Raw genomic sequence first — 25,688 nt, forward strand, 5'->3', positions numbered from 1 at the left:
AACCTCCTCATAGGCCGTGTCCAAAGCCTTGATTGCCAGGTCGGCATCGGGCTTCGTGAAAACGCCCAGCCCACCAAAAGTGCAGCCCAAGTGCAAGGCGGGAGGTGCCGATATCGCGCTGACGATGATCAACAAACTGTATGGCATCGAGCGTGAACTCAAGGGCGTCAGCGATGAACAGCGCTTTATGGGAAGTCAGGAAAAGCGCCTGTCGATCCTGGAGCAGTTGAAAAGCTGGCTGAACAAACGCAGTCGCAGGTGACACCGAAAAGTGTTTTGGGCAAGGCCGTCAATTATCTGGCCAACAACTGGAGCCGGTTGGAGCGCTATGTAGCGGCTGGGTTTCTACCCATCGACAACAACCCGGTAGAGTGTGCAATAAAACCGTTTGTAATCAGTCGCAACGCTCGGCTGTTCAGCGACACGCCCAATGGCGCGACTGCCAGGTCGAGACCGCCAAGGTCGACGGCCAGGAACCCTATACGTGGCTGCCCGCATACTGGAGAGGCTGCCACATGTTCAGTCGGAAGCGGATTGCGAAGCGTTATTGCTGTGGAATTGCTCTCCAGAGATGGCTTGAGCGCTGCGGCATGAAAAATGACACCTACACCACAACGAGCATTCAATATGCTTTGATAATCCCGCACATCCCCAATGTAAAATTTCATCCTCGGACTGACATAGCGCTTGCGCATGTCATCCTGCTTTTTCTCGTCGCGGCTGGAAGTGCGAATTTCAGTTATGTCAGTATCTAGAAATCGCATGAGCACAGCGCTGCCAATAAAACTTGCCCCCAGTATCAGTAGAGTTTTTTATCAAACACGGCCTACCCTCTTTGTTAAACAATATGAAGAATAGCCAACGACCAGAAAAAACGGGTTTTGATTTTATCGAACAATCTACGGTTACTACTGCTCAGATTACCGCCATGAATACGCCTTAATGTAACCGTGTCACTCAAATGAACGACTGAGTTACGTCTATTTGCGACAAAAGCGATCCATATATCATGACTAATCAATTTCGAATAAAAAGGGATCAGACAGGGCTTTATCTTCTTCGACAAAAGCATGGCACAGCCATAATAAGGAACGTTACGCCCGACAAAAATGTCAAATATATTCTTGTAAGAAGTACCATCCCTCGAATGATCAAAACCACTAAAAAACTTGCAAGAGTCAACATCATCGACAAATGACTCCAATGAACCCACCACCAGCATGCTACCCGAAAGTTTCATTGCAGAAATCATCTTGTCGACTCTGCCTGCAGGCCAGAGATCATCTTGATCACTTAAAAAAATATATGTACCCGTTGCCTCGCTAATTAAATTCTCAAAATTGCCGACATATCCAAGATTCGAGGTGTTTTTGATAATCCTGATTCTGTCGTCTTGAAACTCCTCAACAATGCGAATTGTGTCATCGACAGAACCATCATCACCAATCAAAACTTCGGAATCTTCCGGGATTTGCTCGAGTATTGAAACAAGCTGATCCCTAATGAATTCAGCCCCATTGTAAGTAGCCACACAAACGCTAACCGAAAACATATTTACTCCTAGTCAACACCCAAAAAAGAAACCAGAAGATCCACCCGCCGCACCCTTGGACCGACGATGCTACGCAGGCGTGGGTGACATTTAACTACCCGCCATTTCTACAGCTTTGTTATGTGGCGACAAACAACTAAATAAGTGAAAGCTCAAGCACGACTTTTCCCGATAATGACAAAATGACGAATCATCGCGATCATGAAACCAAGTACACAGCCCAGCGATAGCCCCAACAATATGATGAGACTCTTTTTGGGTTTGACAGGGCGGTCGGGTTGCTCGATTGGACCATCCTGACGATAGACAGAGACAGTCTCCGGGCTAACATGTAGATCCTTGTAAAAGCTTTGCCTGTTTTGAAGCGTTCTTAGTTGCCCAATGAAAGGATCATCAGATTTTCGCGCTTCAAGGTTCTGAATTTCCGCCTTTAGAGCTTTACTACCGCGCATATATGTCAGCTGCCCATCCATACCAGCGGAGACCTCGGCGGAAAGATTGCCCGAGATGATAGGTGGATTTTCCAGCCCAATGGCCTCGGCAACCGCTAGCGCCTCGCGCAATCGTGTGATGGAATCCTGGCGAACCCGCTTTTCAGCTTCCTGCAGCGTAGTGATCTGCTGGCCAAGATTGCGTACCCGTACTTCAGCTTCACGGGTGATATTATTGATCATTTCTTTTTCCGCTGCGTCACCCGCCCGCGCTGCAAAATCCTTCACCCACACGACGGTACTTGCAGGATCCTCACCTTTAGCGACAACGGAATAACGATCTGGCTGTTCCTTGGTTGGTAGGCCTATAGTCAATAATTTTAAAAAATCAGAGTACAGCAGATCTTGCGATCCACTGCGCTCGGACGGCGACAGTGAAGGTAGATATACTTGATTGAAGAAAGCACGTCGTAATGATTCACTCTGCAAGTTACGGGTGAACACATCGTATACATCTTTAATCGTAAATGGCGTCAGTTCTGTACCTAAAGTCCGACCATAGTTGAAATCGGCGATATCGTTCATGGTAGGTGGCTGCAGGTAAACACTCGCCTCATACACCGGCTTACTCAAAAATGCATAAGTCGCTGCTGCCAATGTTCCAACTAATGCGATGCTGAATATCAAAAGCCTCTGAGCCCATAACGCCGCAAACAGTTCAAACAGGTCAATATCATTGTTGCGCTGCGTGGATGCCGGGGTGTTCGCCATATAAAATTTCGCCTATTCATTTTAATTGTAGACAGGATGCAAGCTTTAACTCTTTCGCATCCTGTCGACACGAATCATCACAATAACCAGGCGATCCGCAGAGCTACCAGCTATTAGTAGCGACTGAAACTCTCTGACGAGCGCGGGCTGGAGCGAACGATTCGCGACCACCTCACAGGGAAGGCAAGACCAACAACTTTTGCAGGTACTGACCATAGCCAGTCTTCTTCAGTGCATCAGCTTGAGATCCCAACTGCTCAGCAGTAATCCAGCCACTGTTGTAAGCAATTTCTTCCAGACAAGCCACCTTCAACCCCTGACGCTGCTCGATGGTGTGCACAAAATGGCTGGCTTCAAGCAGCGAATCATGAGTACCGGTATCCAACCATGCAAACCCGCGTCCGAGCATTTCAACGTTGAGAGTCTTTTTTTCGAGATAGACACGGTTGACGTCAGTAATTTCCAATTCGCCACGTTCGGACGGCTTGATATTTTTTGCTATCTCGACAACCTGATTGTCAAAGAAATACAAACCCGTCACCGCGTAGCTGGATTTAGGCCTGAGCGGTTTTTCTTCAATACTCAAGGCACGGCCTGAAGAATCAAATTCCACCACGCCGAATCGCTCGGGATCGGAAACGTGATATCCGAAAACTGTCGCACCATGAGTTTGAGCATTAGCGGAACGGAGTTTGTCCGAAAAGTGCTGACCGTAAAAAATGTTATCACCCAGGATGAGGCAGCATGGATCTTTGCCGATGAACTCTTCACCTATGATGAATGCTTGCGCAAGACCATCCGGGCTTGGCTGTTCCGCGTAAGTAAGCTTGATGCCATAAAGGCTGCCATCACCCAGCAGCTTGCGGAAGCACGGTAAGTCTTCCGGGGTGGAAATGATCAGAATTTCACGCATTCCGGCAAGCATGAGCACCGACAGCGGATAAAAAATCATTGGCTTGTCATATATCGGTAGCATTTGCTTGGAAACACCGAGCGTCAACGGGTGCAACCGAGTTCCCGAACCACCGGCCAGAATGATGCCTTTACGATTTGTCGTTGTCATTTGTTCAGAACTTCCATAAGCATTCGGGTCACACCACTTTGCCAATCCGGTAAGTGCAGAGAAAAACTATCACGCAGTTTCCGGGTATTCAGCCTGGAATTCAAAGGACGGCGTGCAGGCGTCGGATACGCAGTGGTTTCTATGGGATCTACAGCTGTGACGGCGAGTTGCTCGGCATTGGCCTTGGCAAATTCGATCACATAGCTGGCATAGCCATGCCAGGAAACCTCACCACTTGCGGCCAAGTGATATAGACCTGACAGCTCCGGACGCTGGACGGCTTGCTGGATGGCCAACGCCGTCACATCTGCAATCAGGTCGGCACCCGTGGGGGCTCCGATCTGGTCTGCAATGACGTTCAGTGTTTCTCGATCCTTGGCCAGACGCAGCATGGTCTTGGCGAAGTTGTTACCGCGAGCTCCGTAGACCCAGCTTGTACGGAAAATCAGGTGCTTACATCCGGACGCAGTTATTGCCTGCTCTCCCGCCAGCTTGGTGGCGCCGTAATGATTCACGGGGGCGACAGCATCTGTCTCCCGCCAAGGGGTGGAGCCCTGCCCATTGAAAACATAATCGGTAGAATAGTGAATCAGCCATGCACCCGAGGAGGCGGCCTCTTCAGCCATGACCTGGGTTGCCAGACTGTTCACTCTGTCTGCCAAATCGGTTTCGGACTCGGCCTTGTCCACGGCAGTGTAGGCCGCCGCATTGACGATGACATCAGGTTTGACCTTGCGGATGGTGGCGCGCAAGGCATCGAGATCGGAAATATCTCCCGTCAAACCATCACTTTCACGACGGTCCAATGCGATCAGCTCACCCAAAGGCGTAAGGGAGCGTTGCAGCTCCCAGCCCACTTGACCATTTTTTCCCAACAGAAGGATTTTCATGCTTTGCTCGAGCGATCCGCGTAGTTCTGGTCGATCCACTGCTGATAGGTGCCGCTCTTGACGTGCTCTACCCACTCGGTATTGTCCAGATACCATTCAACCGTCTTGCGGATGCCGGTTTCGAAGGTTTCTTCCGGAGTCCAGCCTAGCTCGCGCTGGATTTTTCCGGCATCGATCGCGTAGCGCTGATCATGGCCAGGTCGATCTTGAACGTAGGTGATCAGACTGGCATGCGGGCGGTGCGCGGAATCTGGACGCAGTTCATCAAGCAATGTGCACAGGGCGTGAACCACTTCGATGTTTTGCTTTTCGTTGTGACCGCCGATGTTGTACGTCTCGCCAATCACGCCTTCGGTGACAACTTTGTAGAGTGCCCGGGCGTGATCCTCGACATAAAGCCAGTCACGAATCTGGTTACCTTTGCCGTAGACAGGAAGCGACTTGCCTTCCAGCGCATTGAGGATAATCAGCGGGATCAACTTCTCGGGGAAGTGGCAAGGGCCGTAGTTGTTCGAGCAATTGGTTACTAGTGTCGGCAAGCCATAGGTGCGAGCCCAGGCGCGAACCAAGTGGTCGGAACTGGCCTTGCTGGCGGAGTAAGGCGAACTTGGCTGATAGGGGGTGGTTTCAGTGAAAAGGTCTTCGGGACCTTCAAGGTCTCCATAAACTTCATCAGTCGAAATATGATGGAATCGGAAACCGGCTTTACGCGTATCGTCGAGCGCCAGCCAATAGTGACGAGCAGCTTCCAGCAAAGTATAGGTGCCGATGATATTGGTCTGGATGAATTCAGACGGACCAGAGATGGAACGATCGACATGAGACTCTGCAGCCAAGTGCATGATGGCGTCCGGTTGGTGCTCGCGCAAAACCCGATCGATCTGTTCACGGTCACAAATATCAACACGCTCGAATACATATCGCGAATCTTCGCTGACTCCTGCCAAGGACTCAAGGTTGCCCGCATAAGTGAGCTTATCGACGTTAACGACCGAATCGGTAGTGTTGGAAATGACATGACGGATAACTGCCGACCCGATAAACCCGGCGCCACCGGTTACTAGAATTTTCACGCGAAACCATACCCTTGAGTAGCTGACAGGGCCGTCAACCGAGCACTGTCTAATCCATAAACGCAAAAGCCATCATGCTTGCTGTGGCTTCTGACAGAGTCAGCCTGATGCGATGTGGGCAAATGCCACTATCGAACAAGCGCAGCATTTTACAGCTTAATGAAGGTTTTACTATTGGATATAGACAAGCTGCGACCCAACTCGACGAGCATCTTGGGTTGATCGCAATCAGACTACACGCTTGCGCGAAGATCTGAACTCTCGTCCAAAAACCCAACCCAGTATCGGTCCGATTGCCATGCCGACCAATAGCGCCAGGACCATGAGCAACGAAACTGGCAGCTGCGGTCCGGCGAACCCAAAGAACAGCAGGGAAATTGATTGCTGATTTTCGAGGATAAACGCAAGGAACGCCAGCATCAGTACTAGTACGAATACAGCGAGCAGTACACGCTTGAAGTTACGCATGAACGAACCCTTGAAGTGCTACAGACATCACACCTCTTCCTCTTCGTCCTCATTTACCCGATCTCTAAGCTCTTTTCCCGGCTTGAAATGCGGGACGAACTTACCATCGAGGCTGACGGACTGACCGGTTTTCGGATTACGCCCAACCCGCGGCGCGCGATAGTGCAAGGAGAAGCTGCCAAAGCCACGAATCTCGATACGATCCCCGGTGGCCAGACATTGGGACATTTGCTCAAGCATGGTCTTGATGGCCAACTCCACATCCTTGGATGAGAGCAGCCCTTGATGGGTGACAATTCGTTCGATCAACTCCGACTTCGTCATATTTTTCCCTTCTTTTTCAAGCAGCTAGATCAGCGCTCCAAAGGTTTTAGCACGACCGCATGATTTTGAACAGCTCGAGTTTTGCCATCTATCCCCCTCCCCCAAAATGCTTGCCCCCTGGAAGAGAGAAGCCCCTTGAGCCATCACAACCTCATCGGCAAATCACCAACAGGGTGCGCGTCAGGAAACCTGCCGGATTGAATCCGAAGGGGAAAGCATCCTCCTCTTCCTTGAGATCATCGGACCTCGCCACAACCTTGTAGCCCACCCCTTTGCACTCTTTGGCCGCACGCTTGTAACACCTGTCCCATTTCGAACCAAGCCCCGAACAATCAACCTCAATGCCACTTACCCCGCGCACTGCATGAGTTTTGGCATTGGTGGTACAACCTGCTAGAGCCAGCATTGCCACTGCGACAATCAACTTGTTCATTCACATCCTTTTGCCAGAAAGCCCACCGGGCGATCATTAGTCTCAGACTAAAGACTAGCTGCAAATAAGCGCTTGATCCGACTAAACAATCAGACATTTTTTCAGCACCTTTGGTTCACGACTCGAGCAGCTAAAGCCGGTGCAACTCACCAAATTCCAGGCACAAAAAAGGGCGACCGAAGTCGCCCTTTTTTACAGAAAATCAGAACTTAGTTCTGTTTTTCCATTTGTGCACGCAGCAGGTCACCCAGAGTGGTGGCCACAGGAGCATCAGTAGCTACTGGCTTGTCGCGCAGGCTCTGGATTGCTTCTTTCTCGTCTTCAACGTCTTTCGACTTGATCGAGAGCTGAATTACACGGCTCTTGCGGTCAACGCTGATGATCTTGGCTTCTACTTCTTCGCCTTCTTTCAGAACGTTGCGCGCGTCTTCAACGCGGTCACGGCTGATTTCGGAGGCTTTCAGAGTCGCTTCGATATCGTCGGCCAGAGTGATGATGGCGCCTTTAGCGTCAACTTCCTTCACGATGCCTTTAACGATGGCGCCTTTGTCGTTCTCTTGAACGTACTCGGAGAACGGATCGCTTTCCAGTTGCTTGATACCCAGGGAGATGCGCTCGCGCTCTGGGTCAACCGACAGGATAACGGTGTCCAGCTCGTCGCCCTTCTTGAAGCGGCGAACGGCTTCTTCGCCCACTTCGTTCCAGGAGATGTCGGACAGGTGAACCAGACCGTCGATGCCGCCGTCCAGACCAATGAAGATACCGAAATCGGTGATCGACTTGATGGTGCCGGAGATTTTATCGCCCTTGTTGAACTGGCCAGAGAAATCTTCCCATGGGTTCGATTTGCACTGCTTGATGCCCAGGGAGATACGACGACGCTCTTCGTCGATGTCCAGAACCATAACTTCCACTTCGTCGCCGACTTGTACGACTTTCGAAGGGTGGATGTTCTTGTTGGTCCAGTCCATTTCGGAAACGTGCACCAGACCTTCAACGCCTTCTTCCAGCTCAGCGAAGCAGCCGTAGTCGGTCAGGTTGGTTACACGAGCGGTAACGCGAGTGCTTTCCGGGTAACGGGCTTTGATAGCAACCCACGGATCTTCGCCCAGTTGCTTCAGGCCCAGGGAAACACGATTGCGCTCGCGATCGTACTTCAGAACCTTGACATCGATCTCGTCGCCAACGTTGACGATTTCGGAAGGATGCTTGATACGCTTCCAGGCCATGTCGGTAATGTGCAGCAGGCCATCGACGCCACCCAGATCGACGAATGCGCCGTAATCGGTGAGGTTCTTGACGATACCTTTGACTTGTTGGCCTTCCTGCAGGGATTCCAGCAGAGCTTCGCGCTCGGCGGAGTTCTCGGCTTCCAGGACACTGCGACGGGAAACGACAACGTTGTTGCGCTTCTGGTCCAGCTTGATGACCTTGAATTCCAGCTCTTTGCCTTCCAGGTGCGTGGTGTCGCGCACTGGACGGACGTCAACCAGAGAACCTGGCAGGAACGCACGGATGCCGTTAACGTCGACAGTGAAGCCGCCTTTAACCTTACCGTTGATAACGCCCTTGACCACTTCTTCGGCTGCGAAGGCTGCTTCCAGAACGATCCAGCATTCAGCGCGCTTGGCTTTTTCACGGGACAGCTTGGTTTCACCGAAACCGTCTTCAACCGAGTCCAGAGCAACGTGAACTTCGTCACCGACGTTGATGTTCAGTTCGCCAGCGTCGTTGTAGAACTGCTCCAGCGGGATCAGTGCTTCAGACTTCAGGCCAGCGTGAACGGTTACCCAGCGAGCCTGGTAATCGATATCAACGATAACACCGGTGATGATGGAGCCTGCCTGAAGGTTCAGGGTCTTTAGGCTTTCTTCAAAGAGTTCCGCAAAGCTTTCGCTCATTTTAATTCCTGTTGATGAGGGCGAAGAATACGCCCATCTCCACACCCCAGACGGTGTGGGTTAGTTTCATTTAAAAGAAGCCACCGCAGGACTATGACTGGTCCCCTGCGGCCTTCTTGGTCACCCGGCGATATCGCGAATGGCGATCTCGCTCATGATGCGTTCCAGCACCTGGTCGATGGACAATTCCGTGGAATCCAGCTGTATGGCGTCAGCCGCCGGTTTGAGCGGGGCTACCGCTCGCTGGGTGTCACGCTCATCGCGCGCACGTATCTCATCTAGCAGACTCGACAGACTAACACCCTCGACCTTGCCCTTCAACTGCAAATATCGACGGCGCGCCCGCTCCTCGGCGCTGGCAGTCAGAAAAATCTTCAGCGGCGCGTCAGGAAAAACCACTGTGCCCATGTCACGCCCATCCGCCACAAGGCCCGGCGCTTCCTGAAAAGCTCGCTGGCGCTGCAGCAGCGCCTCGCGTACAGCAGGCAGCGCAGCCACCTGGGAAGCGCCGGAACCGACGCTTTCGGTGCGAATGACATCGCTGACTTCATCACCCTCCAGGATGATGCGTTGCAACTGACCGTCTGTCGCCGCGATGAATTGCACATCCAGATGAGCGGCGAGTTTCTTCAGCAGCTCTTCATTGGTCAGGTCGACACCATGGTTATGCGCAGCGAAGGCCAGCAATCGATACAACGCACCGGAATCCAGCAGGTTCCAGCCCAGGCGTTTGGCCAGAATCCCGGCTACCGTGCCCTTGCCCGAACCGCTTGGCCCATCGATGGTGATGACCGGTGCAATGTTGTTCACGACTGTGCCTCTTGCGCCACGCGGATACCGACCTGTGCGCACAGCGCCAGGAAGTTCGGGAACGACGTCGCGACGTTGGCGCAATCATGGATGCGGATCGGGGCACTGGCGCGCAGCGAAGCAACGCTGAACGCCATGGCGATACGGTGATCACCATGACCGTGCACTTCACCGCCGCCGATCTGGCCGCCGTCGATGATGATGCCGTCCGGGGTTGGCTCGCACTTGACGCCCAGCGCCAGCAAACCATCCGCCATGACCTGGATGCGATCCGACTCCTTGACCCGCAGCTCTTCAGCGCCAGTCAACACAGTGCGCCCTTCGGCACAGGCTGCGGCGACGAACAGCACCGGGAACTCGTCGATCGCCAGCGGAACCAGCGCCTCGGGAATATCGATACCTTTGAGTTTAGCTGCACGCACGCGTAAATCCGCCACCGGCTCGCCACCCACTTCACGCTGGTTTTCCAGGGTGATGTCGGCGCCCATCAGGCGCAGGATGTCGATCACGCCGGTACGGGTCGGGTTGATGCCGACGTGCTCAAGCACCAGTTCGGAACCTTCAGCGATGGATGCGGCCACCAGGAAGAACGCCGAGGACGAAATGTCACCCGGGACTTCAATGTGGGTCGCGGTCAGTTTGCTGCCGGACTCGACCGATGCGGTCGCACCGTTGACCGTTACCGGGTAGCCGAAGCCACGAAGCATGCGCTCGGTATGGTCGCGGGTCGGAGCAGGCTCGGTAACCGTGGTCTTGCCTTCGGCATACAGGCCGGCCAACAGCAGGCAGGACTTAACCTGGGCACTGGCCATCGGCATGGTGTAGGTCAGCCCTTTGAGCTTGTTGCCACCACGAATGATCATCGGCGGACGACCTTCAGCGGCGGTTTCGATCACTGCGCCCATTTCACGCAGCGGATTGGCCACGCGATTCATCGGGCGCTTGGACAGCGACGCATCACCGGTCAGGGTGCTGTCGAAGTCCTGCGCAGCCAGAAGGCCGGACAGCAGGCGCATCGAAGTACCGGAGTTACCCAGATAGATCGGGCCCGGTGCCGGCTTCAGGCCATGCAGGCCGACGCCGTGAATGGTCACGCGACCGTGGTGCGGACCTTCGATGACCACACCCATGTCACGAAAAGCCTGCAGGGTCGCCAGGGCATCTTCACCCTCGAGGAAACCTTCGACTTCAGTGACACCTTCAGCGAGGGAGCCGAGCATGATCGAACGGTGGGAAATCGATTTGTCACCTGGTACGCGAATCCGACCGGACAGGCGGCCACCAGGTTGAGCCAGGAAAATCAGATCGTTGGAATTCATAGCGTCCACATAGGCCCTGCGGGCCAGGATTTTACTGAAATGCTCGCGGGCAACCCGGGCGCGAGTGAAAACGCCCAACAATTGGTGCCCATCCCCTGCATCGACCGCGTCGCGCAAGGCGTCGAGATCGCTGCGAAATGTATCGAGTGTGCGCAGGACAGCTTCGCGGTTGGCGAGGAAGATGTCATGCCACATGACCGGGTCGCTACCGGCGATTCTTGTGAAATCGCGGAAACCGCCCGCAGCGTAACGGAAGATCTCAAGATTTTCATTGCGCTTGGCCAGTGAGTCGACCAAACCGAACGCCAGCAAGTGCGGAAGATGGCTGGTCGCAGCCAATACTTCGTCGTGACGCTCGACCTGCATGTGCTCGACATCGGCGCCCAATTCGCGCCACAGACGGTCGACCACCGCCAGGGCAGCCGGATCGGTTTGCTCCAGCGGGGTGAGGATCACTTTGTGACGACGGAACAGCTCGGCATTGGAGGCCTCCACCCCACTCTGCTCCGAACCGGCAATCGGATGCCCCGGCACGAAGCAGGACGGCATACTGCCAAATGCTTCGGTGGCGGCACGCACCACATTGCCCTTGGCGCTGCCGACATCGGTCAGGATCGCTTGCCCCAGATCCATGCCGGCCAGACGCGCGAGCACTTTCTCCATGGCCAGAATCGGCACCGCCAGCTGAATGACGTCGGCGCCCTGACAAGCAACGCCCAGGTCTTCCTCGCAGCGATCCACAACACTCAACTCGACCGCGAGTTTGCGCGATTGCGGATCGAGATCAACCCCGACCACTTCGCGGCATATACCGCTTTCACGCAAACCCTTGGCAAACGAACCGCCGATCAACCCAAGACCGACCACCACCAGGCGACCGATCATAGGTTCAGCAGATTGCAGAGCAGTGACATCAACCACGAGCCAGAACCTTGCTCAGCGCTTCAAGGAAGCGGCTGTTTTCCGCCGGCAGACCAATGGTGATGCGCAGGTGATTCGGCATGTCGTAGTTGGCCACCGGACGCACGATCACGCCTTCATGAAGCAAGCCCTGGAACACCGGGGCCGCGACCCGACCGAGATCGACGCAGATGAAATTGCCCTTCGACGGAATCCAGCTCAGCCCCAGCTCACGGAAACCGGCTTCCAGTTGCTGCATGCCGGACTCGTTCAACTGACGGCTCTGCGCCAGATACTCTTCGTCCTTCAAAGCGGCACAGGCAGCGGCCAGGGCCAGGCTGTTGACGTTGAACGGCTGGCGCACACGGTTCAGCACGTCCGCGACTACCGCTGTGGACAAGCCATAACCCACGCGCAGCGCCGCCAAGCCGTAGGCCTTGGAGAAGGTGCGGGAAACCAGCAGGTTCGGATAGGCCGCCAGGAAGTCCAGGCCATCCGGCAGATCACTGCCTTCGGCGTACTCGATGTAAGCCTCGTCCAGCACGACCAGCACATGCTCCGGAACATCCTGCAGGAATTCGTCCAGCGCCTCGGCGTCGAACCAGGTCCCGGTCGGGTTGTTCGGGTTCGCGATGAACACCACGCGGGTATTGGCATCAATGGCCGCCAGCATGGCAGGCAGGTCATGCCCCCAATCCTTGGCCGGGACCACCTTGGCCTGTGCGCCGACAGCCTGAGTGGCAATCGGATAGACAGCGAACGCGTGCTCGCTGAACACGGCGTTCAGGCCAGGCGCCAGATAGGCACGCGCGACCAGTTCCAGAATATCGTTGGAACCATTCCCCAACGTCACCTGATTAATCTCGACACGACACTGTTCGGCCAGCAGGGTCTTGAGCGCAAAACCGTTGCCGTCCGGATAGCGGGTCAGCTCGGCCAGCGCATCGCGGATGGCCGCCAGCGCCTTGGGGCCGGGGCCCAACGGGTTTTCGTTGCTCGCCAGCTTGACGATGCTGGCTGGATCGAGATCCAGCTCACGCGCCAGTTCGTCCACAGGTTTGCCCGGAACGTAAGGCGAAAGTTGTTGCACGCCCGGCTGTGCCAGAGCGAGGAAATTGCCACTCATTTGCTACCGCCCCTTAGAGAACTGCTTTCGGGTAGGAACCCAGCACTTTGAGTGCCACTGCTTCCTGACTGATCTTTTCCAGCACACCTTTGACCAACGGGTCGCGATGATGGCCGACAAAATCGATAAAGAACACGTAGGTCCATTTACCGCTGCGCGACGGACGAGTCTCGATTCGTGTCAGGTCGATACCGTTGTCGTGGAACGGCACCAGCAACTCATGAAGCGCACCCGGTTTGTTGCTCATCGAGACGATGATCGAGGTCTTGTCGTCGCCGGTTGGCGGCACTTCCTGATTGCCGATCATGAGGAAGCGCGTGGAGTTGTCCGGGCGATCCTCGATCTTCTCGGCCAATCGGGTCAACCCGTACAGGCCGGCCGCCATGTCGCCGGCAATCGCCGCCGAGTTCCACTCACCCTTGACCCGCTTGGCCGCTTCGGCGTTGCTGGACACCGCCACGCGTTCTACATTCGGGTAATGGGCATCCAGCCACTTGCGGCACTGGGCCAGTGACTGGGCGTGGGAATAAATGCGGCTGATGCTGTCGGTCTTGGTGTTTTCACCAACCAGCAGGTGATGGTGGATGCGCAGCTCGACTTCGCCACAGATCACCATGTCGTGTTCGAGGAAGCTGTCGAGGGTGTGGTTGACCGCGCCCTCGGTGGAGTTTTCCACCGGCACCACGCCAAAGTTCACCGCCCCCGCCGCCACTTCACGGAACACCTCGTCGATCGCCGCCATCGGCTTGCTGATCACGGCGTGGCCGAAGTGCTTCATGGCCGCCGCCTGGGTGAAGGTGCCTTCAGGTCCGAGGTAAGCCACTTTCAGCGGCTGCTCGAGCGCCAGGCAGGCGGACATGATTTCGCGGAACAACCGCGCCATCTCCTCGTTGCCCAGCGGCCCCTGGTTACGCTCCATGACACGCTTGAGCACCTGAGCTTCACGCTCGGGACGATAGAACACCGGCACTTCGCCTTCGGCCAGCGAGGCCATCTTTACTCGCGCGACTTCCTGGGCGCAGCGCGCTCGCTCACTGATCAGCTCCAGGACCTTTTCGTCCAGGGCATCAATGCGCAGGCGCAGTGCCTTGAGTTCTTGCTCAGACATTAGCCGTGTTCCTTCTCGAACTCTGCCATGTACGAAACCAGCGCGTTGACGGCGTTGATGTCGACGGCGTTATAGATGGAGGCGCGCATGCCGCCCACGGAACGGTGACCCTTGAGGTTCAACAGGCCACGCTCGTCGGCACCGGCCAGGAACGGCTTGTCCAGACGATCATCAGCCAGGCGGAACGGCACGTTCATCCACGAGCGGTCCGACTTGTTGATCGGGTTGCTGTACAGGCCGCTGGCATCGATGAAGCCATACAGCGTGCGCTGCTTGACTTCGTTGAGCTTGCCGATGGCCTCTACGCCACCCTGCTCTTTCAGCCACTCGAACACCAGGCCGGACAAATACCACGCCAGGGTCGGCGGGGTGTTGTACATCGAACCGTTATCGGCCGCGATCTTGTAGTTGAGCATGGTCGGGCACAGGGAACGAGCCTTGCCCAGCAGGTCTTCGCGAACGATGTTGACGACGATACCGCTCGGGCCGATGTTTTTCTGGGCACCGGCGTAGATCATGCCGAAACGCGAAACATCGATCGGGCGCGACAGGATGTCCGAAGACATGTCGGCGACCAGCGGAACATCACCGGTTTCCGGAATCCACTGGAATTCCAGACCGCCGATGGTTTCGTTCGGCGCGTAGTGGACGTAGGCCGCGTCTTTCGACAGCTTCCACTCGTTCTGGCCGGGAATGGCGAAATAGTCGTAAGGCTTGGCGGTGCCGGCAACGTTGACGTGGCCGTAGCGCGAAGCTTCTTCGATGGCTTTCTGCGACCAGATACCGGTGTCGATATAGTCGGCCGAGCCGTTTTCCGGCAGCAGGTTCAGAGGAATCTGGGCAAATTGCTGGCTGGCGCCACCTTGCAGAAACAGCACTTTATAGTTCGAGGGGATATTCAGCAGATCACGCAGATCCTGCTCGGCCTTGGTGGCAATGGACACGAACTCATCGCTGCGATGGCTCATTTCCATGACCGACAGACCCTTGCCGTGCCAGTCGAGGAGTTCACCCTGGGCGCGCTGCAGGACAGCTTCGGGAAGCGCCGCAGGACCGGCACAGAAGTTATAGGCTCTCTTGCTCACATCCAATCTCGCTCTGATTTGGTGGTAACACGCGATAAATCACAATATCAATCGACACAGGATCCCTGCTGAAGCAGACAACCTGTGGGAGCGAGCCTGCTCGCGAATGCATCACCGCGGTGTTTCAGAGGTACCGCGGCGCCTGCTTCGCGAGCAGGCTCGCTCCCACAGGGGATATCCATGGGTGTCGAAATTTTCCGTTCGGACAAACAACAAGGGGGCGAATTTTCATCCGCCCCCTCATATCCACTTACTCTTGTGGCTCTTCGTCAGCAGCGGCGTCGAGTTGCTGGTCTTGGGCAACGTCGTCAATCACGACCTCACCGACAAATCCTTCACCCTCTTCGCCTTCCAGTTCTTCACCCTCGACTTCCGACGGCTCCTGAACCCGCTCCAGCCCGACGAGTGTTTCGTCGTTGGCCAGCTTGATCAGGGTCACGCCCTGGGTATTACGACCCAGGCTGGACACTTCGTCGACACGGGTGCGCACCAGGGTGCCCTGGTCGGAAATCAGCATGATTTCCTCGCCGTCGAGCACCTGAACCGCACCGACCAGACGGCCGTTACGCTCGTTGCTGACCATGGCGATAACGCCCTGACCGCCACGCTTGTACTCAGGGAACTCGGTGATTGCCGTGCGCTTGCCAAAACCACGCTCGGAAGCGGTGAGGATCTGGCTGCCTTCTTCCGGGATCAGCATGGAAATCAGCTTCTGGCCTTCCGGCAGGCGCATGCCGCGCACACCACGGGCGGTACGGCCCATGGCGCGAACGTCGGACTCTTTGAAGCGAGTCACCTTGCCGCCATCGGAGAACAGCATCACTTCGCGCTCGCCATCGGTGATGGCCGCGGAAATCAGCACGTCGCCCTCGTCCAGTTCCAGCGCGATCAGGCCGACGCTGCGTTGACGGCTGAAGGATTCCAGCGGGGTCTTCTTCACGGTGCCGTTGGCGGTGGCCATGAAGATGTAGTGACCTTCGGTGTATTCCTCGACCGGCAGCATGGTGGTGATGTACTCACCGTCATCCAGCGGCAACAGGTTGACCAGCGGACGACCACGGGCAGCGCGGGATGCCTCGGGAATTTCGTAGGTTTTCAGCCAGTACACCTTGCCCTTGCTGGAGAACAGCAGCAGCGTGGTGTGGCTGTTGGCAACCAGCAGGTGAGCGATATAGTCCTCATCCTTGACGCCGGTCGCCGACTTGCCTTTACCGCCACGACGCTGGGCCTGGTACGCAGCCAGCGGCTGGGTCTTGGCGTAGCCACCGTGGGAAATGGTCACGACGCGCTCTTCTTCCGGGATCATGTCACCCAGGGTCAGGTCGAGTCGGGCATCGAGAATTTCAGTACGACGCACGTCGCCGTATTCGGCGCGAATCACTTCCAGCTCTTCGCGGATCACTTCCATCAGGCGCGTGGCGCTGTTGAGGATGCGGATCAGCTCGCCGATCTGGTTGAGGATCTCTTGATACTCGGCCAGCAGTTTTTCGTGTTCCAGACCGGTCAGGCGGTGCAGACGCAGTTCCAGAATGGCTTGTGCCTGCTCTGGCGACAGGAAGTACTTGCCGTCGCGCAGACCGTATTGCGGATCGAGGTTTTCCGGACGGCACGAATCGGCGCCGGCACGCTCAACCATCGCCACCACAGCCGAGGACTCCCAAGGCGTACTGACCAGCGCTTCCTTGGCTTCCGACGGGGTTGGCGAGGCCTTGATCAGGGCGATCACCGGGTCGATGTTCGACAGGGCAACGGCTTGACCTTCAAGGATGTGACCACGCTCGCGCGCCTTGCGCAGTTCGAACACGGTACGGCGGGTAACCACTTCGCGACGGTGACGGACGAAGGCTTCCAGCAGGTCCTTGAGGTTCAGGATCCGCGGACGGCCGTCGATCAGCGCGACGATGTTGATACCGAACACCGCTTGCAGCTGGGTCTGGGCGTAGAGGTTGTTGAGGATGACCTCAGGCACTTCGCCGCGACGCAGCTCGATCACGACGCGCATACCGTCCTTGTCGGACTCGTCGCGCAGTTCGGTGATGCCTTCAAGTTTCTTCTCTTTGACCAGCTCGGCGATCTTCTCGATCAGACGCGCCTTGTTCAGCTGGTAAGGAAGTTCGGTGATGACGATCTGCTGACGGCCACCGACCTTGTCGATGTCTTCGATGATCGAGCGGGCGCGCATGTAAATGCGCCCACGACCGGTGCGGTAGGCTTCGATGATGCCGGCGCGACCGTTGATGATCGCAGCGGTCGGGAAGTCCGGACCGGGAATGTATTGCATCAATTCATCGACAGTCAGCTCGGGATTGTCGATGAGTGCCAGGCAACCGTCGATGACTTCACCGAGGTTGTGTGGCGGAATGTTGGTCGCCATGCCCACGGCAATACCGCTGGAGCCGTTGACCAACAGGTTGGGAATACGGGTCGGCATGACCGCCGGGATCATCTCGGTGCCGTCGTAGTTCGGCACCCAGTCCACGGTTTCCTTGTGCAGGTCGGCCAGCAGCTCGTGCGCCAGCTTGGTCATGCGCACTTCGGTGTATCGCATGGCCGCGGCGTTGTCGCCGTCCACCGAACCGAAGTTGCCCTGGCCGTCTACCAGCAGGTAGCGCAGGGAGAATGGCTGCGCCATCCGAACGATGGTGTCGTACACCGCGGTATCACCGTGCGGGTGATACTTACCGATCACGTCACCGACAACACGGGCAGATTTCTTGTACGGCTTGTTGAAGTCGTTGCCCAGCTCGCTCATCGCGAACAGCACACGCCGGTGCACGGGCTTCAAGCCATCGCGCGCATCCGGCAGTGCCCGCCCGACAATTACGCTCATTGCGTAGTCGAGGTAGGACTGCTTCAGCTCGTCTTCGATATTGACCGGGAGGATTTCTTTGGCCAGTTCGCCCATGAGAAGCCTGATTCCTTTTTCTGGTGAAACTTCGTCAGGACCAACGAAGCTCGTCGATACAGGCTTAGTGCCATGCACCGACTTACGACAAATCAACGAGTTATGCCATGGATCTGCGCAGTACGGGTCGCCACTTCGGGCAGCCCTGGAAACCGCCGGATGTTATCACAAGAGCCGCCACGCACCTATCCCCCAGATGCGCATGGAGAGTAGTTAGTTGACCGATGACAGGCTTGAAGGCGACGAGAGAGGCTTAGAGGCTTGATGAATGCAGATTTCAGGCTCGATTCTGGCCGATTTGTTGACTTTGCGGGCCTCTTCGCGAGCAGGCTCACTCCCACAGGGAATTTGTTAACGACGCAAATCCATTGTGGGAGCGAGCCCGCTCGCGAAGGCGCCTTGTCAAACGCCAGATATCTTTAATGCAGACGCTTGCGACACATCAACTGCGCCATCTTCGCCGTATCCGGGCGCTCGACGATGCCTTTTTCGGTGACGATCGCATCGATCAGGTCCGCTGGCGTCACATCGAACACCGGATTGAACGCTTCGACATCCGCGCCCACCCGCTTGCCACCGACCTCCAGCAACTCACGACCATCACGCTCCTCAATCGGAATGTCATCGCCACTGGCCAGGTTCATGTCGATGGTCGAACTCGGCGCCACCACCATGAAGCGCACGCCGTGGTGCATGGCATTGACGGCCAGTTGATAGGTGCCGATCTTGTTGGCCACGTCGCCATTGGCGGTGATCCGGTCAGCGCCGACGATGACCCAGGTAGGGCCCTTGGTCTTCATGATATGCGCTGCGGCGGAATCGACATTGAGGGTCACGGGGATACCTTCATTGGCCAGCTCCCACGCGGTCAACCGCGAGCCCTGCAGCCATGGGCGGGTTTCGTCGACATAGACCTGCTCGACCATGCCCTCGATGAATGCACCGCGAATCACCCCCAGCGCCGTGCCAAAGCCGCCCGTGGCCAGTGCGCCGGTGTTGCAGTGGGTCAGGATTGCCTGGGCGTTGCCCTGATGTTTGCGGATCAGGTCAACACCCAGTTGCGCCATGGTCAGGTTGGCTTCGCGATCACTTTCGTGAATGGCGATAGCCTCGGCCTCCAGCACCTCCAGCGGATCGGCATTGTCTTTCAGCCGGTCAAGCCGATCGTGCATGCGCCCCAGCGCCCAGAACAGGTTGACCGCCGTGGGACGGGAATCAGCCAGCAGCGCAAAATCCTCTTCCAGCGCCGCGTACCAGTCGCCACCTTCGGCAATCCGGGCACGGGCCGCCAGCACGATGCCATAAGCCGCACTGATACCGATGGCCGGCGCGCCACGCACCACCATCGAGCGAATGGCTTCGGCCACACCGGCTGCACTGGTGTAGGCGATCCAGGTTTCCTCGAACGGCAAAATACGCTGATCCAGCAGATGGAGAGCGCCATCACGCCAATCGATGGCCTTTACCTTTTCCGCAGCCAACAGTCGATCGCGCATCCCTCACCTCGCACTCATGAACAAAAGCCGCCGATTATAGCGATCCCCCCGCGAAGACGCTCGGGTATACTTCGCCATCCTTTACAAAAGCACTGGAACCGACCCTCGATGCCGAACACTGCCGCTGCGCTCGACCTGTTATTGCTGCCGACCTGGCTGGTACCCGTCGAACCCGCTGGTGTTGTCCTCAAAGAACATGGCGTGGGCATCCGTGACGGACGCATCGTGTTTATCGGCCCACGTTCCGCCGCCCTGAAGCTTAACGCAACCGAAACCCGCGAATTGCCCGACATGCTGCTCAGCCCCGGCCTGATCAATGCCCACGGGCATGCGGCAATGACCCTGTTCCGTGGCCTGGCCGATGACCTGCCGCTGATGACCTGGCTGGAAAACCACATCTGGCCCGCCGAAGCCAAGTGGGTCGACGAGGACTTCGTGCGTGACGGCACCGACCTTGCCATCGCCGAGCAAATAAAAGGCGGCATCACCTGTTTCTCTGACATGTATTTCTTCCCGAAGGTTGCCAGCGAGCGCGTGCACAACAGCGGCATTCGCGCGCAGATCGCGATTCCGATCCTCGACTTCCCCATTCCGGGCGCAAGCACCGCGGACGAAGCCATTCGTCAGGGCGTTGAACTGTTTGGCGATCTCAAGCACCACGAGCGCATCAAAATCACCTTCGGCCCCCATGCACCCTACACCGTAGGCGACGAAAACCTGGAAAAAATCCGGGTGATCGCCGAAGAGCTCGACGCTTCGATCCACATGCACGTGCATGAAACCGCTTTCGAAGTGCAGCAATCGGTCGAGCAGCGCGGTGAACGCCCACTCGCCCGCCTGGCGCGCCTGGGCTTGCTGGGGCCGCGCTTCCAGGCGGTTCACATGACCCAGATCAGCGATGAAGACCTGGCACTGCTGGTAGAAAGCAACAGCAATGTGATTCATTGCCCTGAGTCGAACCTGAAGCTGGCCAGCGGGTTCTGCCCGGTCGAGCGTTTGTGGCAGGCTGGGGTCAATGTCGCGGTCGGCACCGATGGCGCGGCGAGCAACAATGACCTGGACCTGCTCGGCGAAACCCGCACCGCAGCCCTGCTGGCCAAGGCTGTCGCCGGCTCGGCCACCGCACTGGATGCTCATCGCGCCTTGCGCATGGCCACCCTCAACGGCGCCCGGGCACTGGGCATCGAAGCCCAGGTCGGCTCGCTGGAAATCGGCAAAGCAGCAGACATGGTGGCTTTCGACCTCTCCGGCCTGGCCCAGCAACCGGTCTACGACCCGGTTTCGCAACTTATATACGCCACCGGCCGCGACTGTGTGAAACACCTTTGGGTTGCCGGCAAGCAACTGCTCGACGACCGTCGCCTGACACGCCTTGATGAACAGCAGCTAGGCACTGTTGCGAAGGCCTGGGGCCAGCGCATCAGCGGCCGTACCGAATCGTAAGCACCCTGGAGCACAATCCGGGGCAACAGGAATTTTCAAGTTTTTCGAGGACTTAAACCATGAGCAACGTCGACTACGCCGAAATCGCCAAATTCGAAGCCCTGGCCCATCGCTGGTGGGACCGCGAAAGCGAATTCAAACCGCTGCACGACATCAACCCGCTGCGAGTCAACTGGATTGACGAGCGGGTCAATCTGGCCGGTAAAAAAGTCCTCGACGTCGGTTGCGGCGGCGGCATTCTCAGCGAAGCCATGGCCCAGCGCGGCGCAACCGTCACGGGTATCGACATGGGTGAAGCGCCGTTGGCGGTTGCTCAATTGCATCAGCTGGAGTCGGGCGTCAACGTCGAATACCGGCAGATCACCGCCGAAGCCCTGGCCGAGGAAATGCCAGAGCAATTCGACGTGGTCACCTGCCTGGAAATGCTCGAACACGTGCCGGATCCGTCGTCGGTCATCCGCGCCTGCTTCCGCATGGTCAAGCCCGGTGGCCAGGTGTTCCTCTCCACCATCAACCGCAACCCGAAGGCGTACCTGTTCGCCATCGTCGGCGCCGAATACATCATGAAGTTGCTGCCGCGCGGCACCCACGACTTCAAGAAATTCATCCGCCCCTCCGAACTCGGCGCCTGGAGTCGCATGGCCGGCCTGACCGTCAAGGACATCATCGGCCTGACCTACAACCCGCTGACCAAGCACTACAAGCTGGCCTCCGACGTGGACGTCAACTACATGATCCAGACCCTGCGCGAGGAGTAAGCGATGTCTATCAGAGCAGTTCTTTTCGACATGGACGGCACGCTGCTCGACACCGCGCCGGACTTCATCGCGATCTGTCAGGCAATGCGTGCCGACCGTGGCTTGCCACCGATGAACGACAAGCACATCCGCGACGAGATTTCCGGTGGTGCCAAGGCAATGGTCGCAGTGACCTTCGCCATGGACCCGGAATCGCCAGGTTTCGAGGAGTTGCGCCAGGAGTTCCTGGAGCGCTACCTCGTGGGATGCGCCGTTCACAGCAAGCTGTTCGACGGCATGGCTGAATTGCTCGCCGATATCGAGAAATCCAACCTGATATGGGGCGTGGTCACCAACAAGCCGCTGCGTTTCGCCGAACCGATCATGCAGCAGCTTGGACTGGCCGAGCGGTCGGCGCTACTGATCTGCCCGGATCACGTGAAGAACAGCAAACCGGATCCAGAGCCGTTGATCCTCGCTTGCAAGATGCTCGACCTGGACCCGGCCAGCGTATTGTTCGTGGGGGATGACTTGCGCGACATCGAATCGGGCCGCGATGCCGGCACCAGGACGGCGGCAGTGACCTTTGGCTATATCCACCCGGACGATAACCCGCGTAACTGGGGTGCGGACGTGGTTGTCGATCATCCGCTGGAGTTGCGCAAGGTGCTTGATAGCGCGCTTTGCAGTTGCTGAGTTTTTGCTGAGACTGGCCCTTGTGGGAGCGAGCCTGCTCGCGAAGTACCTGAGAGCGCCACGGGGTGCCAGACTTGTCGCGTCATCGTTTACGCCCATCGTCGGAACGCCGCCCGGAGCAAGCTCGCTCCTACAGGGATAGCGCTTGACCTGAAGAATTTTTGTTGAGGTTTTTTATGTTTGATTATTCCGCCCGCCCCGACCTGCTCAATGGCCGGGTCATCCTCGTCACCGGCGCCGGTCGTGGCATCGGTGCCGCCGCAGCAAAAACCTACGCAGCCCACGGCGCAACCGTATTGCTGCTGGGCAAGACCGAAGCCAACCTGAGCCAGGTCTACGACGAAATCGAAGCCGCCGGCCATCCACAACCGGCGGTCATCCCGTTCAACCTGGAAACCGCCCTGCCCCATCAATACGATGAGCTGGCAGCGATGATCGAAAACGAATTCGGCCATCTCGACGGCTTGTTGCACAACGCTTCGATCATCGGCCCGCGCACGCCGATCGAACAGTTGTCCGGCGAAAACTTCATGCGGGTCATGCAGGTCAACGTCAACGCCATGTTCATGCTCACCAGCACATTGCTGCCGCTGCTCAAGCTGTCGCAGGATGCCTCGGTGGTGTTCACTTCCAGCAGCGTCGGCCGGAAGGGACGTGCGTATTGGGGCGCTTACGGCGTTTCCAAATTTGCCACTGAAGGCCTGATGCAAACCCTGGCTGATGAAGTCGATACCGTGGCCCCGGTACGTTCCAACAGCATCAATCCGGGCGCTACACGCACCAGCATGCGCGCCCAGGCCTACCCGGGTGAAAACCCGCTGAACAACCCGACGCCCGAGGAGATCATGCCGGTCTACCTTTACCTGATGGGCCCGGACAGCACCGGTATCAATGGCCAGGCGTTCAATGCACAGTAACGACCGTACGTCGCATTCTGGTGCCGCGCCGGCTTACCGCCGCGGCACTCGGTGGCTCTCGAATTCAGGCCAGGCACCTGTCAAACAAACGTCACAGGCAGTGCCTTTCAGGTCAAAGACGAACAACAACCAATTGATTTAAAACATATTTTATTCAGATGAACCGAATGGCACGACTTTCGCTCTAAGTTTGCTCAAACACGCAACGTGAAAGCAGACGGGGGGTGACGCTTGAGTGCCGAAGTTACTCATCTTCTACAAAGCGGATTAAACTTGTACGAAATGTCCTACGGGACTGACGGACCAGTACGACGCGCAGCCCTAAGCCGCTCTCACCCTGCTTGTAAGACAGCCTTACTGCTTAGGGGCGAACGCCTTATGAAACCACCTTCCCAGACCAACGCAATTGACTTCGATAGCGCCAAATTGCAGCGCCTGGGCTTTGGTCAGCAGCCGACCCTTCTGGAAAGGCCTGTCAGTCTTGCGCAAATGCGCCAGCAACTGGGCCTGCAGCTGCAAACCAGTCTGGAACCGCAACGCATTCTCGGGACGTTCTATCGCGAGATTCAACGATTGGTGCCGCTGGACGCCTTGATCTACCAGCACAAGAGCAGTGACCTGCGCCTGGAATTTGGCCAACGCGGCCACCACTCCATCAGCTATAGCCTCAGCCACGAAGGCGAGCATCTGGGCGAGTTGATTTTCCGTCGCAATCACCGTTTCAGCGATCAGGAACAGGGCAATCTCGAATCACTGCTGGCCGCACTGCTTTTCCCGATGCGCAACGCGCTGCTTTACCGTACCGCCACCCAAAGCGCACTGCGCGACCCGCTGACGGGCACCGGTAACCGCATCGCCATGGACCAGACGCTGCAAAGGGAAATCGAGCTGTCCCGGCGCCATCTGCAACCGTTGTCGGTGCTGATGCTGGACATCGATCACTTCAAGCAAGTCAATGACCTCTATGGTCACAGCACTGGTGATGACGTGCTCAAGGCGGTCGCTGCCTCGATCAAACACCAGCTACGCAACGTGGACATGGTGTTTCGCTATGGCGGTGAAGAGTTCCTGATACTGCTATCGAACACCTGCCGCGAGGCCGCAGCCATGGTCGGTGAACGGCTGCGGTTTGCAGTGCAGTCTGAAGAATACCTGGCCGATGCTCATACGATCTTGCTGACAGTCAGCCTCGGCTGTTCGACCCTGCTGCCCGGGGAGTCCGCAGAGAGCCTGTTGCGACGGGCGGACAGCGCGCTGTATGTGGCCAAGCGCGAAGGTCGTAACCGCCTGGAGATGGCGGGCTGATTTTTCAGTCACAACAAAAACCCAATGTGGGAGCGAGCCTGCTCGCGAATGCGGAATATCAGTGACATCCATGCCACCCGATACACCGCTTTCGCGAGCAGGCTCGCTCCCACAGTTGTTTTTCAAGCAGCGATTGAATCAGCCTTCGGCCAGTGCCATTCGTTCACGAACCACTGGCGCCCGCTCTGCGTGCTCCAATTGCATGCAACGCTCAAGAAACAGGTACATGTAGTCGTAGCTCTTGCAAATGGCCTGGCGTAACTCCACCTGCAAGGATTTGCTCGGGTTGGTGCCCGCCAGGGTGCAGATGATTTCCAGGGCTTCCCATGGATGGGCATCGTCGTACTGGGCATGCATCTTCAGCCACTTCATTGCCCGCTTGCGATCTTCCTCGGGGAACGAGGCGGCATAGATACCGCTGGAACAAACGACCGCCGACCATTCCCCGGTCGCCCCTTCGATGGCGTAGTTGGTGGCGGCAATCGCCACGATCAGCGAATCGGCTGAACTGGTGTGCCAACACCAATGGCTCAAGGCGTGAAGCTCCGGCGCAACCTGCTGTGCCTGCAGGTCTTCCAGGCTGACACCGTGCGCGCGACTCCAGTGCACCCAGTAATCGGCGTGGTTCAACTCCACGCGGATATTACGCATCAGCCAGCGACGGGCCATGTCTTCGCCGGGATGACGGGCAAAGCGGGTCTTGGTCAGGTTTTGTGCCATATACAACGCGAACTGTTCGACCACCGGCCAGCCACCGATCAGGTATTGGCGCATGGTCTTCGCACTGAGTCTGTTGTCTCGCATGCGTTGGTACAGTTCGTGTTCGACAACCCGGCGCTTGCTCTCGCTGCAATCCTGCATCAGGCGCTGGGCCCAGGCAGGGTAACTTGCAGCTTCCATGAGCGGTCCGGTTCGGTTGAATGTGTCGATCACTG

23 protein-coding genes and 1 pseudogene are annotated in these 25,688 nt (G+C 57.0%); 6 read left to right on the forward strand and 18 right to left on the reverse strand.

Features of this window, described 5'->3' with window-relative positions; genetic code table 11:
• Positions 1-124: 124 nt before the first annotated feature.
• A pseudogene (locus ACEN8E_RS21840) lies at positions 125-381 on the forward strand (IS66 family transposase); the annotation flags it as partial.
• On the opposite strand, the gene ACEN8E_RS21845 reads toward ACEN8E_RS21840, so the two are convergent.
• The 17 genes from ACEN8E_RS21845 to mtnA form a co-directional block, all read right to left on the reverse strand.
• Positions 327-764: a polysaccharide biosynthesis protein gene (locus tag ACEN8E_RS21845; RefSeq protein WP_495593370.1), complete on the reverse strand. Its 438-nt coding sequence runs from the start codon at positions 762-764 to the stop codon at positions 327-329. The pseudogene ACEN8E_RS21840 and the gene ACEN8E_RS21845 overlap by 55 nt on opposite strands.
• Before the next feature lie 74 nt (positions 765-838).
• On the reverse strand, positions 839-1,552 hold the full coding sequence (locus ACEN8E_RS21850) for a glycosyltransferase (RefSeq protein ID WP_495589822.1): 714 nt from the start codon (positions 1,550-1,552) through the stop codon (positions 839-841).
• A gap of 152 nt (positions 1,553-1,704) precedes the next feature.
• Entirely contained in the window at positions 1,705-2,754 is a 1,050-nt protein-coding gene (locus ACEN8E_RS21855; protein ID WP_495589823.1) for an LPS O-antigen chain length determinant protein WzzB, read from the reverse strand.
• 172 nt (positions 2,755-2,926) lie between these two features.
• Positions 2,927-3,817 carry a glucose-1-phosphate thymidylyltransferase RfbA gene (gene rfbA, locus ACEN8E_RS21860; RefSeq protein WP_495589824.1) on the reverse strand — a complete coding sequence of 297 codons (891 nt, stop codon included), beginning with the start codon at positions 3,815-3,817 and terminating at the stop codon, positions 2,927-2,929.
• The gene (gene rfbD, locus ACEN8E_RS21865; RefSeq protein WP_495589825.1) at positions 3,814-4,707 is read right to left on the reverse strand and encodes a dTDP-4-dehydrorhamnose reductase; all 894 of its coding nucleotides are present in this window, start codon (positions 4,705-4,707) and stop codon (positions 3,814-3,816) included. Before rfbD ends, rfbA begins: the two co-directional genes overlap by 4 nt.
• A complete protein-coding gene (rfbB, locus tag ACEN8E_RS21870; protein WP_495589826.1) occupies positions 4,704-5,780 on the reverse strand; it encodes a dTDP-glucose 4,6-dehydratase in 1,077 nt (358 codons plus the stop codon). Before rfbB ends, rfbD begins: the two co-directional genes overlap by 4 nt.
• 228 nt (positions 5,781-6,008) lie before the next feature.
• The gene (locus tag ACEN8E_RS21875) at positions 6,009-6,248 is read right to left on the reverse strand and encodes a lipopolysaccharide assembly protein LapA domain-containing protein (protein WP_495589827.1); all 240 of its coding nucleotides are present in this window, start codon (positions 6,246-6,248) and stop codon (positions 6,009-6,011) included.
• 27 nt (positions 6,249-6,275) lie between these two features.
• Positions 6,276-6,572, reverse strand: coding sequence for an integration host factor subunit beta (ihfB, locus tag ACEN8E_RS21880; RefSeq protein ID WP_045060270.1), 297 nt, complete (start codon positions 6,570-6,572; stop codon positions 6,276-6,278).
• 151 nt (positions 6,573-6,723) lie between these two features.
• Positions 6,724-7,005, reverse strand: coding sequence for a hypothetical protein (locus tag ACEN8E_RS21885; protein WP_495589828.1), 282 nt, complete (start codon positions 7,003-7,005; stop codon positions 6,724-6,726).
• 209 nt (positions 7,006-7,214) lie between these two features.
• Positions 7,215-8,906 (reverse strand): 30S ribosomal protein S1, encoded by a 1,692-nt coding sequence (gene rpsA / locus ACEN8E_RS21890; RefSeq protein WP_007973639.1) that lies wholly within the window; start codon positions 8,904-8,906, stop codon positions 7,215-7,217.
• 120 nt (positions 8,907-9,026) lie between these two features.
• The gene (cmk, locus tag ACEN8E_RS21895) at positions 9,027-9,716 is read right to left on the reverse strand and encodes a (d)CMP kinase (RefSeq protein WP_007973641.1); all 690 of its coding nucleotides are present in this window, start codon (positions 9,714-9,716) and stop codon (positions 9,027-9,029) included.
• Positions 9,713-11,920 carry a bifunctional prephenate dehydrogenase/3-phosphoshikimate 1-carboxyvinyltransferase gene (locus ACEN8E_RS21900; protein ID WP_495593371.1) on the reverse strand — a complete coding sequence of 736 codons (2,208 nt, stop codon included), beginning with the start codon at positions 11,918-11,920 and terminating at the stop codon, positions 9,713-9,715. The genes cmk and ACEN8E_RS21900 overlap by 4 nt, the downstream gene beginning before the upstream one ends.
• 28 nt (positions 11,921-11,948) lie before the next feature.
• Positions 11,949-13,061 (reverse strand): histidinol-phosphate transaminase, encoded by a 1,113-nt coding sequence (gene hisC / locus ACEN8E_RS21905; protein ID WP_495589829.1) that lies wholly within the window; start codon positions 13,059-13,061, stop codon positions 11,949-11,951.
• A 13-nt stretch (positions 13,062-13,074) separates the two neighbouring features.
• Positions 13,075-14,169: a prephenate dehydratase gene (gene pheA, locus ACEN8E_RS21910; protein ID WP_495589830.1), complete on the reverse strand. Its 1,095-nt coding sequence runs from the start codon at positions 14,167-14,169 to the stop codon at positions 13,075-13,077.
• Entirely contained in the window at positions 14,169-15,254 is a 1,086-nt protein-coding gene (serC, locus tag ACEN8E_RS21915) for a 3-phosphoserine/phosphohydroxythreonine transaminase (protein WP_008017789.1), read from the reverse strand. The genes pheA and serC overlap by 1 nt, the downstream gene beginning before the upstream one ends.
• 250 nt (positions 15,255-15,504) lie before the next feature.
• Positions 15,505-18,159 (reverse strand): DNA gyrase subunit A, encoded by a 2,655-nt coding sequence (gyrA, locus tag ACEN8E_RS21920; RefSeq protein ID WP_495589831.1) that lies wholly within the window; start codon positions 18,157-18,159, stop codon positions 15,505-15,507.
• Positions 18,160-18,578: 419 nt separating this feature from the next.
• The gene (gene mtnA, locus ACEN8E_RS21925; protein ID WP_413425551.1) at positions 18,579-19,655 is read right to left on the reverse strand and encodes an S-methyl-5-thioribose-1-phosphate isomerase; all 1,077 of its coding nucleotides are present in this window, start codon (positions 19,653-19,655) and stop codon (positions 18,579-18,581) included.
• 108 nt (positions 19,656-19,763) lie between these two features.
• Between mtnA and ACEN8E_RS21930 the strand changes: the two genes are divergently transcribed.
• The 5 genes from ACEN8E_RS21930 to ACEN8E_RS21950 all read left to right on the forward strand — a co-directional run bounded on the left by ACEN8E_RS21930 (position 19,764) and on the right by ACEN8E_RS21950 (position 24,753).
• The gene (locus ACEN8E_RS21930; RefSeq protein ID WP_495589832.1) at positions 19,764-21,098 is read left to right on the forward strand and encodes a TRZ/ATZ family hydrolase; all 1,335 of its coding nucleotides are present in this window, start codon (positions 19,764-19,766) and stop codon (positions 21,096-21,098) included.
• A 59-nt stretch (positions 21,099-21,157) separates the two neighbouring features.
• Positions 21,158-21,856 carry a bifunctional 2-polyprenyl-6-hydroxyphenol methylase/3-demethylubiquinol 3-O-methyltransferase UbiG gene (gene ubiG / locus ACEN8E_RS21935; RefSeq protein ID WP_495589833.1) on the forward strand — a complete coding sequence of 233 codons (699 nt, stop codon included), beginning with the start codon at positions 21,158-21,160 and terminating at the stop codon, positions 21,854-21,856.
• A gap of 3 nt (positions 21,857-21,859) precedes the next feature.
• Complete coding sequence (gene mupP, locus ACEN8E_RS21940) at positions 21,860-22,531, forward strand: N-acetylmuramic acid 6-phosphate phosphatase MupP (RefSeq protein WP_495589834.1); 672 nt, start codon at positions 21,860-21,862, stop codon at positions 22,529-22,531.
• A 176-nt stretch (positions 22,532-22,707) separates the two neighbouring features.
• Entirely contained in the window at positions 22,708-23,448 is a 741-nt protein-coding gene (locus ACEN8E_RS21945) for a YciK family oxidoreductase (RefSeq protein ID WP_495589835.1), read from the forward strand.
• A 378-nt stretch (positions 23,449-23,826) separates the two neighbouring features.
• Positions 23,827-24,753, forward strand: a complete 927-nt coding sequence (locus ACEN8E_RS21950; RefSeq protein WP_495589836.1) for a GGDEF domain-containing protein — start codon at positions 23,827-23,829, stop codon at positions 24,751-24,753.
• 138 nt (positions 24,754-24,891) lie between these two features.
• Here the strand turns inward: ACEN8E_RS21950 and ACEN8E_RS21955 are convergent, their stop codons facing one another.
• On the reverse strand, positions 24,892-25,653 hold the full coding sequence (locus ACEN8E_RS21955; RefSeq protein WP_495589837.1) for an iron-containing redox enzyme family protein: 762 nt from the start codon (positions 25,651-25,653) through the stop codon (positions 24,892-24,894).
• Between the last annotated feature and the right edge of the window lie 35 nt (positions 25,654-25,688).

This window comes from Pseudomonas sp. Pseusp9, assembly GCF_059491265.1.